This is a genomic window from Pseudomonas sp. LB1P83 (assembly GCF_054897885.1).
In genome coordinates this window covers 6,551,445-6,566,836 of sequence record NZ_CM142709.1, presented here as the reverse complement: position 1 = coordinate 6,566,836, position 15,392 = coordinate 6,551,445, and the positions used below count along the sequence as shown (strand labels likewise).

14 protein-coding genes are annotated in these 15,392 nt (G+C 58.4%); 3 read left to right on the top strand and 11 right to left on the bottom strand.

The window, feature by feature from the left end; all coding sequences use genetic code 11:
- The first annotated feature begins 320 nt into the window (after positions 1-320).
- Positions 321-1,247, top strand: coding sequence for a LysR family transcriptional regulator (locus ACYZTY_RS30200; protein WP_109627420.1), 927 nt, complete (start codon positions 321-323; stop codon positions 1,245-1,247).
- Here the strand turns inward: ACYZTY_RS30200 and ACYZTY_RS30195 are convergent.
- From ACYZTY_RS30195 to ACYZTY_RS30165, 7 genes are all read right to left on the bottom strand, one after another.
- A complete protein-coding gene (locus ACYZTY_RS30195) occupies positions 1,164-1,481 on the bottom strand; it encodes an AzlD domain-containing protein (RefSeq protein ID WP_461956668.1) in 318 nt (105 codons plus the stop codon). The two genes, ACYZTY_RS30200 and ACYZTY_RS30195, sit on opposite strands and share 84 nt — an antisense overlap.
- Entirely contained in the window at positions 1,460-2,176 is a 717-nt protein-coding gene (locus ACYZTY_RS30190) for an AzlC family ABC transporter permease (RefSeq protein WP_461956667.1), read from the bottom strand. Before ACYZTY_RS30190 ends, ACYZTY_RS30195 begins: the two co-directional genes overlap by 22 nt.
- The gene (locus tag ACYZTY_RS30185; RefSeq protein WP_461959417.1) at positions 2,173-2,586 is read right to left on the bottom strand and encodes a GNAT family N-acetyltransferase; all 414 of its coding nucleotides are present in this window, start codon (positions 2,584-2,586) and stop codon (positions 2,173-2,175) included. The genes ACYZTY_RS30190 and ACYZTY_RS30185 overlap by 4 nt, the downstream gene beginning before the upstream one ends.
- A gap of 46 nt (positions 2,587-2,632) precedes the next feature.
- On the bottom strand, positions 2,633-3,382 hold the full coding sequence (locus ACYZTY_RS30180; protein WP_461956666.1) for a 2OG-Fe dioxygenase family protein: 750 nt from the start codon (positions 3,380-3,382) through the stop codon (positions 2,633-2,635).
- 232 nt (positions 3,383-3,614) lie between these two features.
- On the bottom strand, positions 3,615-4,901 hold the full coding sequence (locus ACYZTY_RS30175) for an OprD family porin (protein WP_461956665.1): 1,287 nt from the start codon (positions 4,899-4,901) through the stop codon (positions 3,615-3,617).
- A gap of 241 nt (positions 4,902-5,142) precedes the next feature.
- Positions 5,143-5,538, bottom strand: a complete 396-nt coding sequence (locus ACYZTY_RS30170) for a nuclear transport factor 2 family protein (RefSeq protein ID WP_461956664.1) — start codon at positions 5,536-5,538, stop codon at positions 5,143-5,145.
- A gap of 17 nt (positions 5,539-5,555) precedes the next feature.
- Entirely contained in the window at positions 5,556-6,227 is a 672-nt protein-coding gene (locus ACYZTY_RS30165; protein WP_461956663.1) for a DsbA family protein, read from the bottom strand.
- A gap of 253 nt (positions 6,228-6,480) precedes the next feature.
- Between ACYZTY_RS30165 and ACYZTY_RS30160 the strand changes: the two genes are divergently transcribed.
- On the top strand, positions 6,481-8,574 hold the full coding sequence (locus ACYZTY_RS30160; protein ID WP_461956662.1) for a TonB-dependent receptor: 2,094 nt from the start codon (positions 6,481-6,483) through the stop codon (positions 8,572-8,574).
- Between the two features lie 226 nt (positions 8,575-8,800).
- On the opposite strand, the gene ACYZTY_RS30155 is transcribed toward ACYZTY_RS30160, so the two are convergent.
- From ACYZTY_RS30155 to ACYZTY_RS30140, 4 genes are all read right to left on the bottom strand, one after another.
- Positions 8,801-9,013 (bottom strand): hypothetical protein, encoded by a 213-nt coding sequence (locus ACYZTY_RS30155; RefSeq protein WP_046045525.1) that lies wholly within the window; start codon positions 9,011-9,013, stop codon positions 8,801-8,803.
- 245 nt (positions 9,014-9,258) lie between these two features.
- A complete protein-coding gene (aguA, locus tag ACYZTY_RS30150; protein WP_461956661.1) occupies positions 9,259-10,365 on the bottom strand; it encodes an agmatine deiminase in 1,107 nt (368 codons plus the stop codon).
- A gap of 4 nt (positions 10,366-10,369) precedes the next feature.
- Positions 10,370-11,248: an N-carbamoylputrescine amidase gene (aguB, locus tag ACYZTY_RS30145; protein WP_461956660.1), complete on the bottom strand. Its 879-nt coding sequence runs from the start codon at positions 11,246-11,248 to the stop codon at positions 10,370-10,372.
- 297 nt (positions 11,249-11,545) lie between these two features.
- Positions 11,546-14,458 (bottom strand): aminotransferase, encoded by a 2,913-nt coding sequence (locus ACYZTY_RS30140; RefSeq protein ID WP_461956659.1) that lies wholly within the window; start codon positions 14,456-14,458, stop codon positions 11,546-11,548.
- 284 nt (positions 14,459-14,742) lie between these two features.
- On the opposite strand from ACYZTY_RS30140, the gene rfbC reads away from it, so the two are divergent.
- Positions 14,743-15,288 carry a dTDP-4-dehydrorhamnose 3,5-epimerase gene (gene rfbC, locus ACYZTY_RS30135; RefSeq protein WP_461956658.1) on the top strand — a complete coding sequence of 182 codons (546 nt, stop codon included), beginning with the start codon at positions 14,743-14,745 and terminating at the stop codon, positions 15,286-15,288.
- Positions 15,289-15,392: the final 104 nt, after the last annotated feature.

The following is a 15,392-nucleotide window of genomic DNA, read 5'->3' as shown; positions in this document are numbered from 1 at the left end:
AATCTCGCTTTTTGCACAAAACCGTTTCGAAACCGGACAATTTCACTGAACCCCTCACACGCTGAAACCCGAAACGTCGCTGACTTTTCATCCAAAAAAAATGCCCAAACCTCCCGGCCCGAGCATTTTTTTGACCCTGATCACCCATCACTCCCCAAAAACCTCGACTCTATGTAAGCCTCCAACCATCGGACGCAGCATCATTTCGCTACTAAACTCGGGACAAGCGTGTTCATGTGCAGGATTATAGCCAGCACGAATCGCCCAACCGGCGGCCAGGTACTCAACAATAGCCAGCCCACTTTAGAGGGCATTACCCAATGGATAGCAGAACCCTACGCAACCTGATGCGCATTGTGCAGACCGGCTCTTTGTCGGCGGCGGCAGAGCATTCCTGTTTAACCGTGCAGGCGTTGGCCGCGCAGTTGAACAAGGTCGAAGAGCAGTTCGGTTTTCGGTTGTTTCGTCGCTCCAACAAGGGGTTGACCCTGACCCCGCAAGGCACGGAGCTCACGCCTTACATGGACAAGGTGTTGGTCGCCACGCGGCAACTTGAAGAAAAAGTGGCCGCGCTGAAGGTGCCTGGGCAGCGCACGCTCAAGGTGGCGCTGAACACGACGCTGTCGGCTGACTTCAATCGGCGAATGATCGGACGCCTGATTGAGGTGTTTCCCGACTATCAGCTGGAATTCAGCTACGCCGAGTCGATGGAAAACCTCAGTAAGCTGAAGAATGAAGACTTCGACCTGGCGGTGCTGATCGGCCCGCAGAAGCCCGGATTGCCCAGCATCATCCTGCCCGAGGTCCAGGTGCAGGTGGTCGGTGCGCATTGCGGTCAGGAACATGATCCGCTGGTGTTGCTCGGCAACAAGTTTCAGGTGCGTCCGGCCGACGATTGTCCGTATTCCCACAGCTTCCTGCGCTTTCTCGATGCCGGTCTTGGCAATTACGAATCGGGCAAGCGGATGGTGTATTCGTGCAGCGAAACCCTGACGTTGTCGTTGATCACGCAAATGGACGGCCTCGGCATGGTCTCGCGGGATGCCGCCCAGCGTAATGGCTTGACCATTTTCCCCGGTTTCGAGGATGCCCTCGAAGTGCGGCTGGCGATCAACAATCCGGAGTTGTCGGGTCAGGCCTTGCACGATGTGGTCGACCTCCCGTTACATGAACGAGCCGAGCGCAATGTACGCAGCCGTTCCCACCGCAACGGAGAGAAAGAGGTTTTTGCTGAAATACGCACATAACAACGTCGGAATCGCGGCATAGAATTCCGGGCGATCGAGCTGCACGTGCTGATCCTTGATCAACAACGGCGTAAGGCTGATTGCAGCGACGATCGCCACCGGCAGGTATTCCAGCGCCCGGGCGACGAAGGGCGGCCAATGGTCGGTGTTCACTTGCAGCGGCAACGCGCGCGGCAGGAAGGTCACGACCATCATCAGCGCGACGACCAGAATCAGGAACGTTTGGTCAGGCATACGCCCACCCCGCAGCCCACGAATGTGGCGATGAATACGTTGAAGGGCGAGCTGCCGACCAGGCTCAGCGCGCCCATGCAAGCGACGGCGGCCAGTGCGGCGATGAGTTTGTTACGTGTGTTGCACAACGACACCAGCACGTAGAGCATCATCGCGGTCAGCGCGTAGTCGAGCTGATACTGGATCAAGTGCGCCGCGTACTGCGCGCAAATCGCCCCCAGCAAACCGCCGAGCACCCACGAGGTGTGGCAATACAGATTGAAACCGATCAGGTAACGCACGTTGACGGGCGAACCCTTGCCCAGTTTGACGCTGTGAAAAGCGAAAGACTCATCGGTCAGCCCGCCCGCGTAACACCAACGCTCAAACCGACTGAGACCCATCGCCTGCAACGCCTTGGCCATGTAGACCGACATCAGCATGTGCCGCGCATTGATCAAAAACGTGGTGAGAATAATGGTGGTGAGCGAAGCGCCGCTGGAAATCAGCGCCAGAGCGGCGAACTGTGAAGCGCCGGCATACACGAACAGGCACATCGCAACCGGCAGCCACACGGGCAACCCGGCATTCACCGCCATCAAACCGAACACAAACGACACCGTGAAGTAGCCCGCAATGACCGGGCTGGCCTCGGCGAAGGTGCGCGACGCGTGCGGTTCGACCATCAGCGGCTGGCGGCTGGAGGTCTCATTCATAGGTCCCTCTCAAATGTTCTTTCGCCGCGCGGTTCGCAAAAACCCTGGGCACTCCAAAAGCGTTGGCCGGCAAGGTTAGCATCGTCGACAAACAGGAACATCCGCAGCACGCCCACGCGTTTCATATCGGCCGATGCGGATTCAACCAGTCGTTGACCGACGCCCTGGCTGCGATACAACGGGCTCACTGCCAAATGGTTGATCGTGCCGCGACTGCCGAGCATTCCGCCCAACACCGCGCCGACTATTTCGCCGCTGACATCCAGTGCAATAAACGCGGTAGTGGTCTTCTGCACCAGCACACTGCGCAGGCATTTGGCGTCCTGCCATTCACAGAAAGACACTTCTTCGAATTGCCGAAAGAAGCGTTCCAGGCGCTGTGCATCCTTGGCCGTGGTGCGCCGCAGCATCACCGGTGCAGGGCACTCGGCGAGGCTGGTCACGGAGTTGTACTGTTCAGCGAACAATGTCGAAAGCGGTCCCGGGCCGCGAGAAAGAGATCGCCAGAATCTGCCGGTACGCCATCGCGTGAGAGTGGGTATTGCGTGCCGGTGTCACGTAGTGACGCATGTCGCGATCGAGAAAATAGGTGGTGTCGAGGATTTCCTCGTAGGTCGTCGATGCCACTTGCTCTTGATTTTGAGCTTCGTACAAACGGCTCTCCGCCCCTTCAACGTTATTGCGGCCCCAGAAGTGCACGCCACTGAACGGATAACCGTCGCAGTGAATACCTTCCGGGGTGATTTCCAGCTGTTTGCCAGGCTTGATCTCGATGCGGATCTGATGAATCTGGCATTGCCAGATTTCCTTGTGCAACACCTCCGGCAGCACGTTTTTGTACACGTCGAAGTCGGTGTCGATCAGGCTGCGCATCACTGGCGAATTGATGACCTCATCGGAAAAGTCCTGGAAGTGCCGCACAACCCCGCCCACGTAGCTGTTGTTGGCCTTGGACTGAACATAGGCCCGATGCTCCAGCTGCTTCAGGTCCCGCGTGACCGGGTTGTACTCAAAATCGCTGTAGCGACGGTACCGCATACCTGCCTCGGCCTGACCGTAGTAACTGTCCGGCTCCATGTTTTCCCAACTTCTGGTCAATCTGACGAAATCGTTGAAATGACCGAAAAGATTGAAGTCAGCACCTTGGACGTTGGCATATTTGTTACGCCGTAGCGATTCGCCCACTTCTCTGTTCAAAACGATCATTTTCAAAAATCTCCGTACATTTAGCAGCCTAATCTAGAGAGCACAGGATTTACGTCCATGAGAAAGAATTTGAGGCATATCAAGCGCTGCTTGAAACGGAGCATGACGTTGCTTTAATTCGACTTTTTATGATCGAAAATGGCCGTTTTATGCGTTTTTGAACGGTTGTCAGGCGAAAAAAAACCCGAACGAGTCGGGTTTTTTTATCGAGTGATGAACACTCAATCGATCATCAGAAGATGTTGATCGGGTAATCCACGAACACACGCACTTCGTTACCGCTGACGTTGTACTCGCTGGATTTCTGCGAGACACGCAGGATCGAGCTGCGCAATTTCACGCTCAGGTCTTTGGCCGGACCGCTTTGCACGACGTACTTGAACTGGTTGAAGATTTCGCGCTCGGTGCCGCCTTCGCTGGTGGACGTAGTGATGTTGTCACCGCGCACGTAGGCGAAGTTGTAGCTCAGCCCCGGAATACCGAAGGTGCTGAAGTCCAGGCCGTAGCCCAGCTGCCAGCTGCGTTCGTCTTCGGCGTTAAAGTCGGACCAGTAGGAGTTTGCCAGGTAGATGGTGTTGCCACCGTCACCGACGCGACCTTGATCTTTCTGGTAACCGCCGTAGGCATAGCCCAGGTTGCTGTCGCCGGTGCTGCGCTGGTGAGCGAGGGTGAACGAGTGCGGGCCGGTGGCGAAAGTCGCGGCCAGGCTCCAGATCTTGTTATCGTCGCCGGTGGCGCCGCTTTCGCGGACGTAGGAATCGTCCAGCTTGGTGCGATAGCCGTTGAAGTCCAGGGTCAGGGACTGATCCTTGTCGATCGGGAACACGTAGTTGGCGTTCACGTATTGCTTCTTCAGCACGTCTTCGACGTCGGATGCGTAGAGTGCAGCCTTGAATTGTTCGGTGAACTGGTAGCTACCGCCCAACACGTTGATCGACTTCAGGCCACCACTGTCACGGCCTTCAGCGCTTTTGCGCGATTCGGCGGTGAAGCGACCGGCGTTCAGTTCCAGGCCTTTGATCTCCTTGGAAGTGATCATGGTGCCAGTGAAGCTTTCCGGCAGCAGGCGCCCGTTGTCGTAGCTCAGAACCGGCAGGGCCGGCATCTGGTCGCCGTAGGTCAGCGTGGTGCTGGAGAGACGGAATTTGACCGCTGCGCCGCCTTTGGACAGGTCGTCAGCCGCGTTGCCACTGTCGCCCTTTTTAAAGAAGTCGATGCCTTGAGCGCCGGTACGACCCTTGCCACCATCCAGACGCAATGCGTACAGACCGAAGGCATCCACACCGACACCGACGGTGCCTTGGGTGAAGCCGGACGAGAACGTACCGATGGCCGCTTGGCCCCACTCGGCTTTGTCCGGGTTACCGTCTTTGTAATCACGATTGATGTAGGCGTTGCGCAGCAGCACTTTGAGGCTGCTGTCTTCAACAAATCCCTTGGATTCGGCCTGGTCGTTAGCCATGGCCTGTGTAGCGCTCAACATCCCCAGAGCGATCAGGCTGATTCGCTTATTCAACATGTTGTTCTTTTCCTTATTACCGGTTGATGCGCGCTGTGTCGAACGGCTGAAATGGCGCTATCGCACTCTTTTTTCACCCCAAAACAAAAAGGCCCGCCCACGAGAAAATCGTGGCGGGCCTTTTTATTATTTTGTGAGTCATGGCGGTTAGCCACAGGCGTTGAACGGGATCGTATCCGCGCGCTCAACGATGTGTCAATTTCATGAATCGTCTATGAAACGGTGAAAATCGTCTAAGCAATTACTGGCCGGCAATCGCAAGTTGCACGGTATGGCTGTCGACGAACTGTTCGAAGTGGGTGACTTTGCCATCGGCCAAGGTCCACAAATGCGCAACGCGAGCGTTCATCGGACGGCCGGTGGCTTTATAGATTCCGCTGTAATTGCCGTAGGCAAACACCTTGTCGCCCTGTGCGACGTAGTCCTCGATCTTCAACTGAAAATCGTCCCACTCGGTGGCCAGGCGCTTGAACACGTTCTCGGCGATGGCATCGAAACCGACGTAGGTGCCGGCGTAAGGAAAGCCTGCCGCCTCGGTCCAGCGGACATCAGCGGCCAGGGCCGCCGCGGTGTTGCGTGCGTTTTCATGGGAGTTGGCGCCTTCGTAGGTGCTTTTGATCAGGCTCAGGTTGTCCATGATGACTCCGGATGAATTCAAGGGGCGCAACCGTCGATGCCACAGGCTTGCACGGGTGTTGAAGACGCTGGCGCGGGAAGCGATTGGCTTAACCATTGCGCGAATGCTTGCGGCTTGCCGAGCCAGGGTCCGATATCGACCAGGGTGAATTGGCCATCCTGTTCAAGGACGAAGGTCGGAAAACCCTGGCCGCCGACCTCGGCCAAGAGTGCGCGGCTCTCCCTGACATGCCGATCGGTTTCAGCTTCCTTGAATGCCAGCTGGAAGGCTTGAGTTTCGAGGCCGATATCTTCGGCGAGCTCCACCAAAACCGCTGCATCGGCGATGCGCCGACCTTCCATGTAATGAGCCGTCTGCAAACGCCCCAGCAGCTCAAGTCCACGTCCTGCAAGCTGTTCAGCTGCCAACACAGCAGCAATCGGCGGCGTGGAATCGAACACAGCCGTTTCATCACGCAACAGGCCTTCGAAATACGCTTCGCCGAATGGCTGGCCGGTGTACTCGGCGATACGTCGGTCGTGGGGCATCACGTAGTTGCGCAGTTGTGGGGAAACGGTTTGGCGATTGGCGCCGCTCATCATGCCGCCACCGTGGGCGATCACCGGCAGTACGCCTTGGGCGGCTTGTACCAGCGGTTTAGCGCCGTAGCACCAGCCGCATAAAGGGTCGTAAATGTAGTGAAGGATCATAGGAGACTCCGGCTAACAATCAGGAAAATTCGATGCCGGCAGACTAATCCTCAGTCAGTTTCGGAAAAACGCTGGAATGGCTTTCAGTCTGTTTCAAGAATCGGTCGAATGGCCTCGCCGGGCCTCTGTAGCAATCTCGACACAAATCGAAACAATCCAGCAACAGAGCTTTTCAAGAATAATTAACGGAAGTAAATAACAAGCATTACCATTCGCACCCTCGAATTCTTCCACCCTTTCGGATGCGCTTCAGATGCCTGCCCCCTTCCGCCTTACGCCCGTTACCCTTGGGCTTTCCGCTTTTCTGTCTGCCGGTTTCACCTGCGCCGCGACCACCGTTTTGCCCGAAACCTCAATCAGTGCCGAAGCGGAAGCCGATGACCCGCGAGTGAAGGAAACCAACACCGCAACCCGCACTGCGACACCGGTCCGCTACGTACCTCAAGCCATCGACTCGATTAAAACCTCGAACGTCGTGGATTACGGCACCAATGATCTGGGCACTGCGCTAAGTGGCATCCCCAACGTCAGCAGCGGTGCCGATACGCGTTTCGACAGCCTGCGCATCCGCGGTTTCGACGCCAGCAACGACTTCTACCTCGATGGCATTCGGGACGACAGCCAATACGTGCGCGACTTGCACAACATCGAGCGTATCGAAGTCCTCAAGGGCCCGGCCGCCGTGTTATACGGCCGTGGCAGCCAGGGTGGGATCGTCAACCGGGTCAGCAAATTGCCCGAGTTCGGTCGCCGTTCAACGATTGAAGCCCAGGGCGGCAGCGATGATTTGCGCAGCCTTTATGCCGACCTCAGCACCGATCCATCCGAGAACATCAGCCTGCGCCTGAACATGGGCAACATGGACCAGAACAGCTTCCGTGATGGCGTCAGCGGCAACCGCCAACTGTTCGCGCCGTCGATGAGCTGGCAACTGACGCCGGACCTGAACTGGTTGGTGCAGTACGAATACAGCCGCTACAACCGTACGCCGGATCGCGGTATCCCCGGCGTCAACGGACGCCCGGCAGACGTAGGACGCGATACGACCTACGGCAGCGAGCACGATTTCATCGACGACAAGTCGCAATCCCTGCGCTCCAAACTCAGCTATGAACTCAGCGACAACTGGCAACTGCGCCACACCCTGGGCGTGTTCAAGCTCGACAGCGATTTCGACAACACGTACCTGACCGGTTACACCCCGGCCACCAACAAAGTCACGCGCCAGCACTGGCAGCAGGACCTGACCACCCGCAACGTCTACAACAACGTCGAACTGGAAGGCGGTTTCAACACCTTCGGCCTGGAGCATCGCCTGCTGACCGGCATCGAGACGGGCAGCCAGCGCCGCGATCCGACCTTGTACAACGCGGCCACTACAGGGCGAGGCAGTTCACCGGTGCCGGCGCTGGACCTGTACAACCCGAATCGCGATTTGCGCCACACCGGGCGCATGCAGGTATCCAGCGATAACCACACCGAAGTCGAAAGCCGTGCGGTGTACGTTCAGGATCAATTGCGCCTGAACGATCAATGGCAATTGCTGGCCGGTTTGCGCTACGACACCTTCGACATCGAATCGACCAACAAGCTGCGGGATATTTCCGAAGATCGTGACAGCCACAGCACCAGCCCGCGTGTAGGGCTGGTCTGGACACCGCTGCAGAATCATTCCTTCTATGCGTCCTGGACCAAGACGTTCTCGCCAGTGGGCGGCGGCTTGATCGGCATCACGCCGGGCGTTGCCGGCAACAGCAACGATTTGAGCCCGGAGCTGACCAAGCAGAAGGAAATCGGTGTGAAGAGCGACTGGCTCGACGACCGCCTGAGCACCACCCTGGCGATCTACGAACTGGAACTCTACAACCGCCGCACCAGCGATCCGCTCAACCCGACCATCACGTTGCTCTCGGGCTTGCAACGTTCCCGTGGGATCGAGCTGACCGGTACCGGCAAAATCGCCGGCAACTGGTACGTGCGCGGTGGCGTGGGCGTGCAGGACGCGACGGTCGAAAAGGACAACAACGGCTTTGAAGGCAAACGCATCAGCAACGTGGCCAAGCACAACGGCAGCGTGTTCCTGACCTGGAAACCGGAAATGGGCTGGTATGCGGAAACCGGGTTGACCTTGGTGGGCCAACGTTATGCCGATAACCTCAACACCGTCGTGCTGCCGGGCTATGGCCGTTGGGATGCATTGGCCGGGTTCCGGCAGAAGGATTGGGACTTGCGCGCGGCGCTGAACAACATCAGCGACAAGACCTATTACTCGTCGGCCACCAGTGCCGCGCAGATTCAACCGGGCGAACCGCGCAGCCTGGTGGTGACTGGCACTTACAGCTTCTAAACACCGCTGAAACGGTGTGGATCACAAATAATGTGTCCAAATTCATTAGGCCAGATCAGCCTGCTCGCGATAGCGGTGGGTCAGCTGACATCAATGTTGCCCGTCCAGCCGCCATCGCGAGCAGGCTCGCTCCCACAGTGGTCAGTGTGTAGCTCACAAAACCTTCGCCCATAAAAAAGCGCCGCCCTCCCGGCAGCGCTTTTATCAATCCTTTGTTTTTTTCTTCTTATCCTTCCATCACATCCCACAACGCTTCCAGTTCCGCCTCGCTGAATAAACCAGCGGGGTAACGCTCGATCATCATCCGGCGCGGATCAGGTTCTCTGATCTGACGCGTTCCATTGGACTTCAACCAGTGCGCCAGGACCTGGAGCGATTCGCTATTGACTGCCAGGGGATGCAACGCCCGCTCGCTCACTACGTTCATTTCGGCGTTCATTTCAGCGCTCTCTCCTGGTTCGTGAGCGGCTAACTTATCCAAGGTTTATGACAGAACATCGCAGTCCTCCCCCTCCCTGTTTTACACCTTGAGAGATACAAGAGCTGTGCCAATGTTTCTGAACTGTCGACAAGCGGATACAAAGAAGCCCGCAGTCCATGAGGGCTGCGGGCTTCCACGGTCGACGCGAGGGTTGACCTTTACTCGATGACCTGAACGATAAACTTACGCTGTTACAACCCCACTCACTCCTTGTGCGGAGCCGGTTGCTGTTGGGTAAGGCAGTGGATGTTACCGCCCCCCAGTAACAGTTCGCGGCCCGGCACCATCACCACCTCGTGCTGCGGGAACAGCCCCTGCAAAATCTCTTTCGCCGGGCCGTCCAGCGGGTCGTCGAAACTCGGCGCGATGATGCCGCCGTTGACGATCAGGAAGTTTACGTAAGAACCGGCCAGACGAACGGTAGGATTACGTTCCTGAGTACCGTCCACTGGATCCACGCCAGCACACTCTTCATCGGTCGCATACAGCGGCCCCGGGATCGGCATTTTGTGCACCGTGAATGAGCGACCCTTGGCATCGGTGCTGCTTTCCAGCACTTTCATTGCCGCCTGGCAGCGTGGGTAGTTCGGGTCCTGCGGATCATCGGTCCAGGCCAGCAATACTTCACCCGGACGCACGTAGCAGCAGAAGTTATCCACATGGCCGTCGGTTTCGTCGTTAAACAGACCGTCCGGCAGCCAGATGATTTTATCCACAGCCAGATGGGCGCTGAGTACCGCTTCGATTTCTGCACGATTAAGGTGCGGGTTGCGATTGCGGTTGAGCAGGCACTCTTCGGTGGTGATCAGGGTGCCTTCGCCGTCGACGTGGATCGAACCGCCTTCGAGCACGAAACCCTCAGTGCGATAGCGCTGGCTGCGCTCGATCTCGAGGATCTTGCCGCCCACCTGCGAGTCGCGATTCCACGGCGAATACAGACCACCGTCGAGACCGCCCCACGAATTGAAGTCCCAGTTCACACCACGGACTTCGCCACTGTTATTGATGACGAATGTCGGGCCGGTGTCGCGAACCCAGGCGTCGTCGCTGGACATCTCGACCACACGAATATTCGGCACGTCGAGGCGGGCCCGGGCGTTTTCGTATTGGCCGGCGGAGACCGCCACGGTCACCGGTTCGAAACGGGCGATGGCTTTGGCCACGGCCACGTGCGCGGCTTGCGCGGGTTTGCCGCCCAGGCGCCAATTGTCCGGGCGCTCCGGCCAGATCATCCAGGTCTGGGTTTGTGGCGCCCACTCGGCGGGCATGTAGAAGCCGTCGGCGCGCGGGGTGCTGTTTAAAGTGGTCATGCGATCAGGACTCCAGAGAACCGTCGAGGGTTTTGATCGCATTGTATAGGTTCGGGCGACGATCGCGGAACGAACCCCACGCGCTGCGAATGTGCTCCAGCTCGTCCAGGTCGAAGCTCTGAACCAGCACGCCTTCTTCGGTCTTGTCGAGCTCCTGGACCTTCTCGCCGAACTGGTTGGCAATGAACGACGAACCGTAGAACGTGATGTCGTAGCCATCCTGTTCTTCGTTGCCGATGCGGTTGCTGGCAATCAGCGGCATCAGGTTGGCGCCGGCATGGCCTTGTTGGACGCGTTGCCAGTGGTCACGGGAGGAAATGGTCTTGTCGTGCGGCTCGCTGCCGATGGCGGTCGGGTAGAACAGGATTTCCGCGCCCAGCAACGCCATGCTGCGGGCGCACTCCGGGAACCACTGATCCCAGCAGATGCCCACGCCGATTTTCGCGTAACGGGTGTTCCAGACTTTGAAGCCGGTATCACCTGGATTGAAGTAATACTTTTCGTGGTAGCCAGGGCCGTCCGGGATGTGGCTTTTACGATAAATCCCGAGGTTGCTGCCGTCGGCATCGATGATCGCGATGCTGTTGAAACGCGCGCGGCCGGCCAGCTCATAGAAGCTGATCGGCAGTACCACTTGCAGTTCCTTGGCGACTTTCTGGAAGTGCTTGATGGCGACGTTGTCTTCTACCGTCGTGGCCAGTTGCAGGTAATCCGGGTTCGGCTTCTGGCAGAAGTACGGCGCCTCGAACAGTTCCTGGATCAGGATGATCTGCGCGCCTTTGGCTGCGGCCTCACGGACCAGCCTTTCAGCGGTCTCGAGGTTGGCTTCAAGGTCCCAGGAACAGGCCATCTGGGTGGCGGCGACGGTAACGATACGACTCATGAATCATCTCCGGGCAAGTGCTAATGGGTCGAGTGTGGGCTCGACCGATGACAGAAACGGGAAGCACGGGCGCAGTGATTCACGCCGTGAGCAATGGCGACTTTATAGCCGATAAAAATCGGCTTTAAAAGCAATTAATCTCACATCCGTCTATTTTTAAGCACTTAAACCCGATAACAATCGACATTCTTGAGAAAGCCTTCGCGGGCAAGCCTCGCTCCTACAGGTCATGCGCCAACGTTTAAATCGCGCAATTTCTGTAGGAGCGAGGCTTGCCCGCGAAGGCGATCTCAAGCTTTACAACCCTTCATCCAACACCTTCGCCAGCATGTCGACAAAGAAATCCACACTCCGGCGCGAGGTCACCATCGGCGGCTTGATCTTGAGCACGTTCAGATAATCCCCCGTCGGCTGCATGAAAATCCCTAACTCGCGCAACCGGTCACACAGCGCCGTGGTTTCTTCGGTCGCCGGTTCCAGGGTTTCGCGATTGCGGATCAATTCGACCCCCAGATAGAACCCGGAACCATGCACCGCGCCCACCAGCGGATGAATATCGATCAGCGCCTCAAGCCGCTCCTTGAAATACCCACCCACGACCTGAGCGTTTTCCCAGAGCTTTTCTTCTTCCATCACATCCAGCACCGCCATGCCGATCTGGCAACTGACCGGGCTGCCACCGGCCGACGAGAAGAAATATCCCTCAGCCTCCAGCGCTTCGGCGATTTCCCGGCGAGTGATCACCGCGCCCAACGGCTGGCCGTTGCCCATGCCCTTGGCCATGGTGATGATGTCCGGCACCACGCCTTGCTCTTCGAAGCCCCAGAAGAAATGGCCCATGCGCCCGTAACCGACCTGCACTTCATCGGCGATACACACACCGCCCTGCGCGCGAACCAGCGCATAGACCTGTTTCAGATAACCCGGCGGCAGCGAGATCCCGCCGGCATTGCCGTACACCGGTTCGCAGATGAAACCGGCCAACTGGCGTTTCTGTTCAGCGATTTTCGCCAGGTTGTGTTCGACGCTGCGTACGTAGTCCGGCGCGCTGTCGAGGCCACGAAATTCGCCGCGATAGATGTTCGGCGCCGTTACCGGATGCACCCAATCGGGACGGCTGCTCAAGGCTTGGGGGTTATCGGCAATCGAGGTCGAGACGGCGTCCGCGCCCACCGTCCAGCCGTGATAGGCCTCCAGCACGCTGAGCATGTCGCGACCGCCGCTGTAGGCCCATGCCAAGCGGATCGCCAGGTCATTGGCCTCGCTGCCGCTGTTGACCAGGAACACCCGGTCCATGCCTTCCGGCGACAACTTCAGCAAGCGTTCGGAAAATTCGGCCACCGCGGCGTAGTTGAAACGCGAGTTGGTGTTGAGCAAAGACCACTGACGACTGGCGACCGCCGCCATGCGCGGATGACCGTGGCCCAGCACCGCGACGTTGTTGAGCATGTCGAGGTAGGAGCGCCCCTGCATATCGATCAGGTGATTGCGCCAGCCGCGCTCGATACGCGGCGGGTCGAGGTAATAGTGCTTCTGGGTGCGCGCGAAACTGGCGTCGCGGCGAGCCAGCAATGTCTGCGAATCGAGCTCCGCTTCAGCGTCGCAAGCCAGCCCCAACAACGCCGCCGGTGACGGACACAACGCCTGCCAGGCCGCGGCGCGAGACGGCGTGCAAAACAACGGCGCATCGAACGAAGCGCCTCGGCACAACTGCACAATCAACGGCCCGCTGACCGCACCCAGCACCTGACCTTTGACCAGCGCTGCGCCGGTGTGCAGCGACGGCGTCACGCCCCACAAGCGCACGCTCAGTTGCGGACCGTCCAGTTGCAGAACCCCCGCCGCCGGCTGATGAACCACACCGGCAAACGGCGATTCGACCGCCGTACCGTTTGGCACGCGCAACTCTACGTGCAACGGACACGTGTCGGGCTCTGCGGCGCTGTCCGGTTGGGTGCGGGACAAACGATATTGACCATACCGACTGGCCGCCAAACCATGCGCCGCCGTAGCCTCGGTCAGCAAACGCTGATCGACGCCTTCCTGCTCCCAGTTTCCCGCCTCAAAATGCGGGCTCAGCACGCCCAGATCGATCAAGGCAAATTCACGCCCCACCAGGCTCGGCAGCAACGGCGCGAAACCTTCGCTACCAATGCTCGGCAGTGTCTGGCCGACGGACGTCAGAATCGCCGCTTCCATCAACTCCAGCGGCACCGACGTGGCAACGCGGAAGATCTCCCACTCGTGGGTCAGGTTGTCGCGGCTGTACTCATTGCCCGGATCAATGCTGACCTGCTGCTCGCCACTGAGCACCAGCACCGCCGCCCGCGCGACGATCAGCGGCCAGAGCGCCAGCAGTTCTTCATGAGTGAGCGGATTGACGGCGTGATAAGCCTGGACCGCCGGCAGGATATAGAACGGATCACCATCGGCGTGATGCAGCAACGCCGCGCAGGTGACCGACAGATCGGTAATGCGCCATGTGCGGATCAGGTCGCCGAAATCGATCACGCCCTGCAACTGCCACTGGCGTTGCGAGTCCCGCTGCCAGACCACGTTGTCGTCGGTGATGTCCATGTGAATCGCCTGCACCGGCAGTTTGGCCACCAGCGGCTGCAAATGACGCTCGGCCCGTTCCGCCGCCTCGGCGATCAACCGGCGCTGCGCGTCATCCTTGATAACTGGCAGCAAATGGCCAATCAACGCATTGGCGTGGCGGGCGTCCCATTGCAGTGTGCGTTCAAGGCCCGGATGCTCGAATGCGGCCAGCGCCAGGTCCATTTCGCCGCAGAGCCGACCGAAACCGGCCACCACGGCGCCGGGCAGATGATCGAGGTGCGTCAGCGACTGGCCTTCGATGTAATCGAGCAGGCGCACATGCACGGCCTGACCACCGACCTCCAGAGTGAGCAGGTCTGCACCGCTCCTGGAGGGAATCACTCGCGGTACGTGCACACCGGAGTGCTCGCCCAATTGCTTGAGCCCGGCATGCTGGGCTTGCAGTTCCAGCGCCGAATAGTCGCCACGGCAGATTTTCAGGACGAAACGCCCCTGGTCGCTGTCGATCCTAAAGTTAAGGTCCTGCTGGCTACCCAGGGCGTGCAACTTTCCACTCAGCCCGTAATGCCCCTTGAGCAGCTCTAGCGCTTGCTCCGCAGACACTTGCGGGCTGGGCAAACTGGCGCGGTGAATCAACGTGGCGAGCGGCATACAACGACCCCTGAAATTTTATTAGGCGCTTATATCGCCACTGCTTGAGGCGATACGCAACCCCTCTCCAAACCAGCCGATCAATGCCTCGCTGTTGCATGGGGGTTTTCTCCTACCGAATAGGTGGAAGTGGTCGACCACATCGGCTAAAGATGGTGATAGCTTCACCCTCTAAGTCCGAGCGCCGACAATTCTGCGAATGGATGGTTAAACGTCACCACTCGCGCCGGCCGGCACTTTGCGCAAGAATGACGGCCATCAAAGCCAATTGCTGGAGAAAGGACATGAATGTAGTCACCACCGACCTGCCCGGTGTTCTGATCATCGAACCCAAGGTATATGGTGACGAGCGCGGCTTTTTCTATGAAAGCTTCAACGCCAAGGCTTTCGAAGAAGCGACTGGCCTGGCCACACAGTTTGTTCAGGACAACCATTCCCGCTCGCGAAAAGGTGTACTGCGCGGCCTGCATTACCAACTGGAAAACACTCAGGGCAAATTGGTGCGCGTGACCGTCGGTGAAGTGCTTGATGTGGCGGTGGACATTCGTCGCAGCTCGCCGCATTTCGGCAAATGGGTCGCCGTGCGCCTGTCCGCCGACAACAATCGCCAACTATGGATTCCGCAAGGTTTCGCTCACGGATTTGTGGTGCTGAGTGATTTTGCCGAGTTTCTTTACAAAACCACCGACTATTACACCCCGTCGGCGGAGCGCAGCATTCGTTGGGATGACCCGGACCTGGCCATTGACTGGCAGTTGGAGGAAGCTCCGCAACTGTCCGGCAAGGATCAGGCCGCTGCGTTCTTCAAGGACGCTGACGTCTTTTCCTGAATTCCTGTCTGAAACTTCGTTGCAAGAACGACTTGACCCAAGGTCCGCAGACTGCGCCTTCAAGCCTAGGCATAATGCGCCTGTACCCACAGGCGCCCGATGCT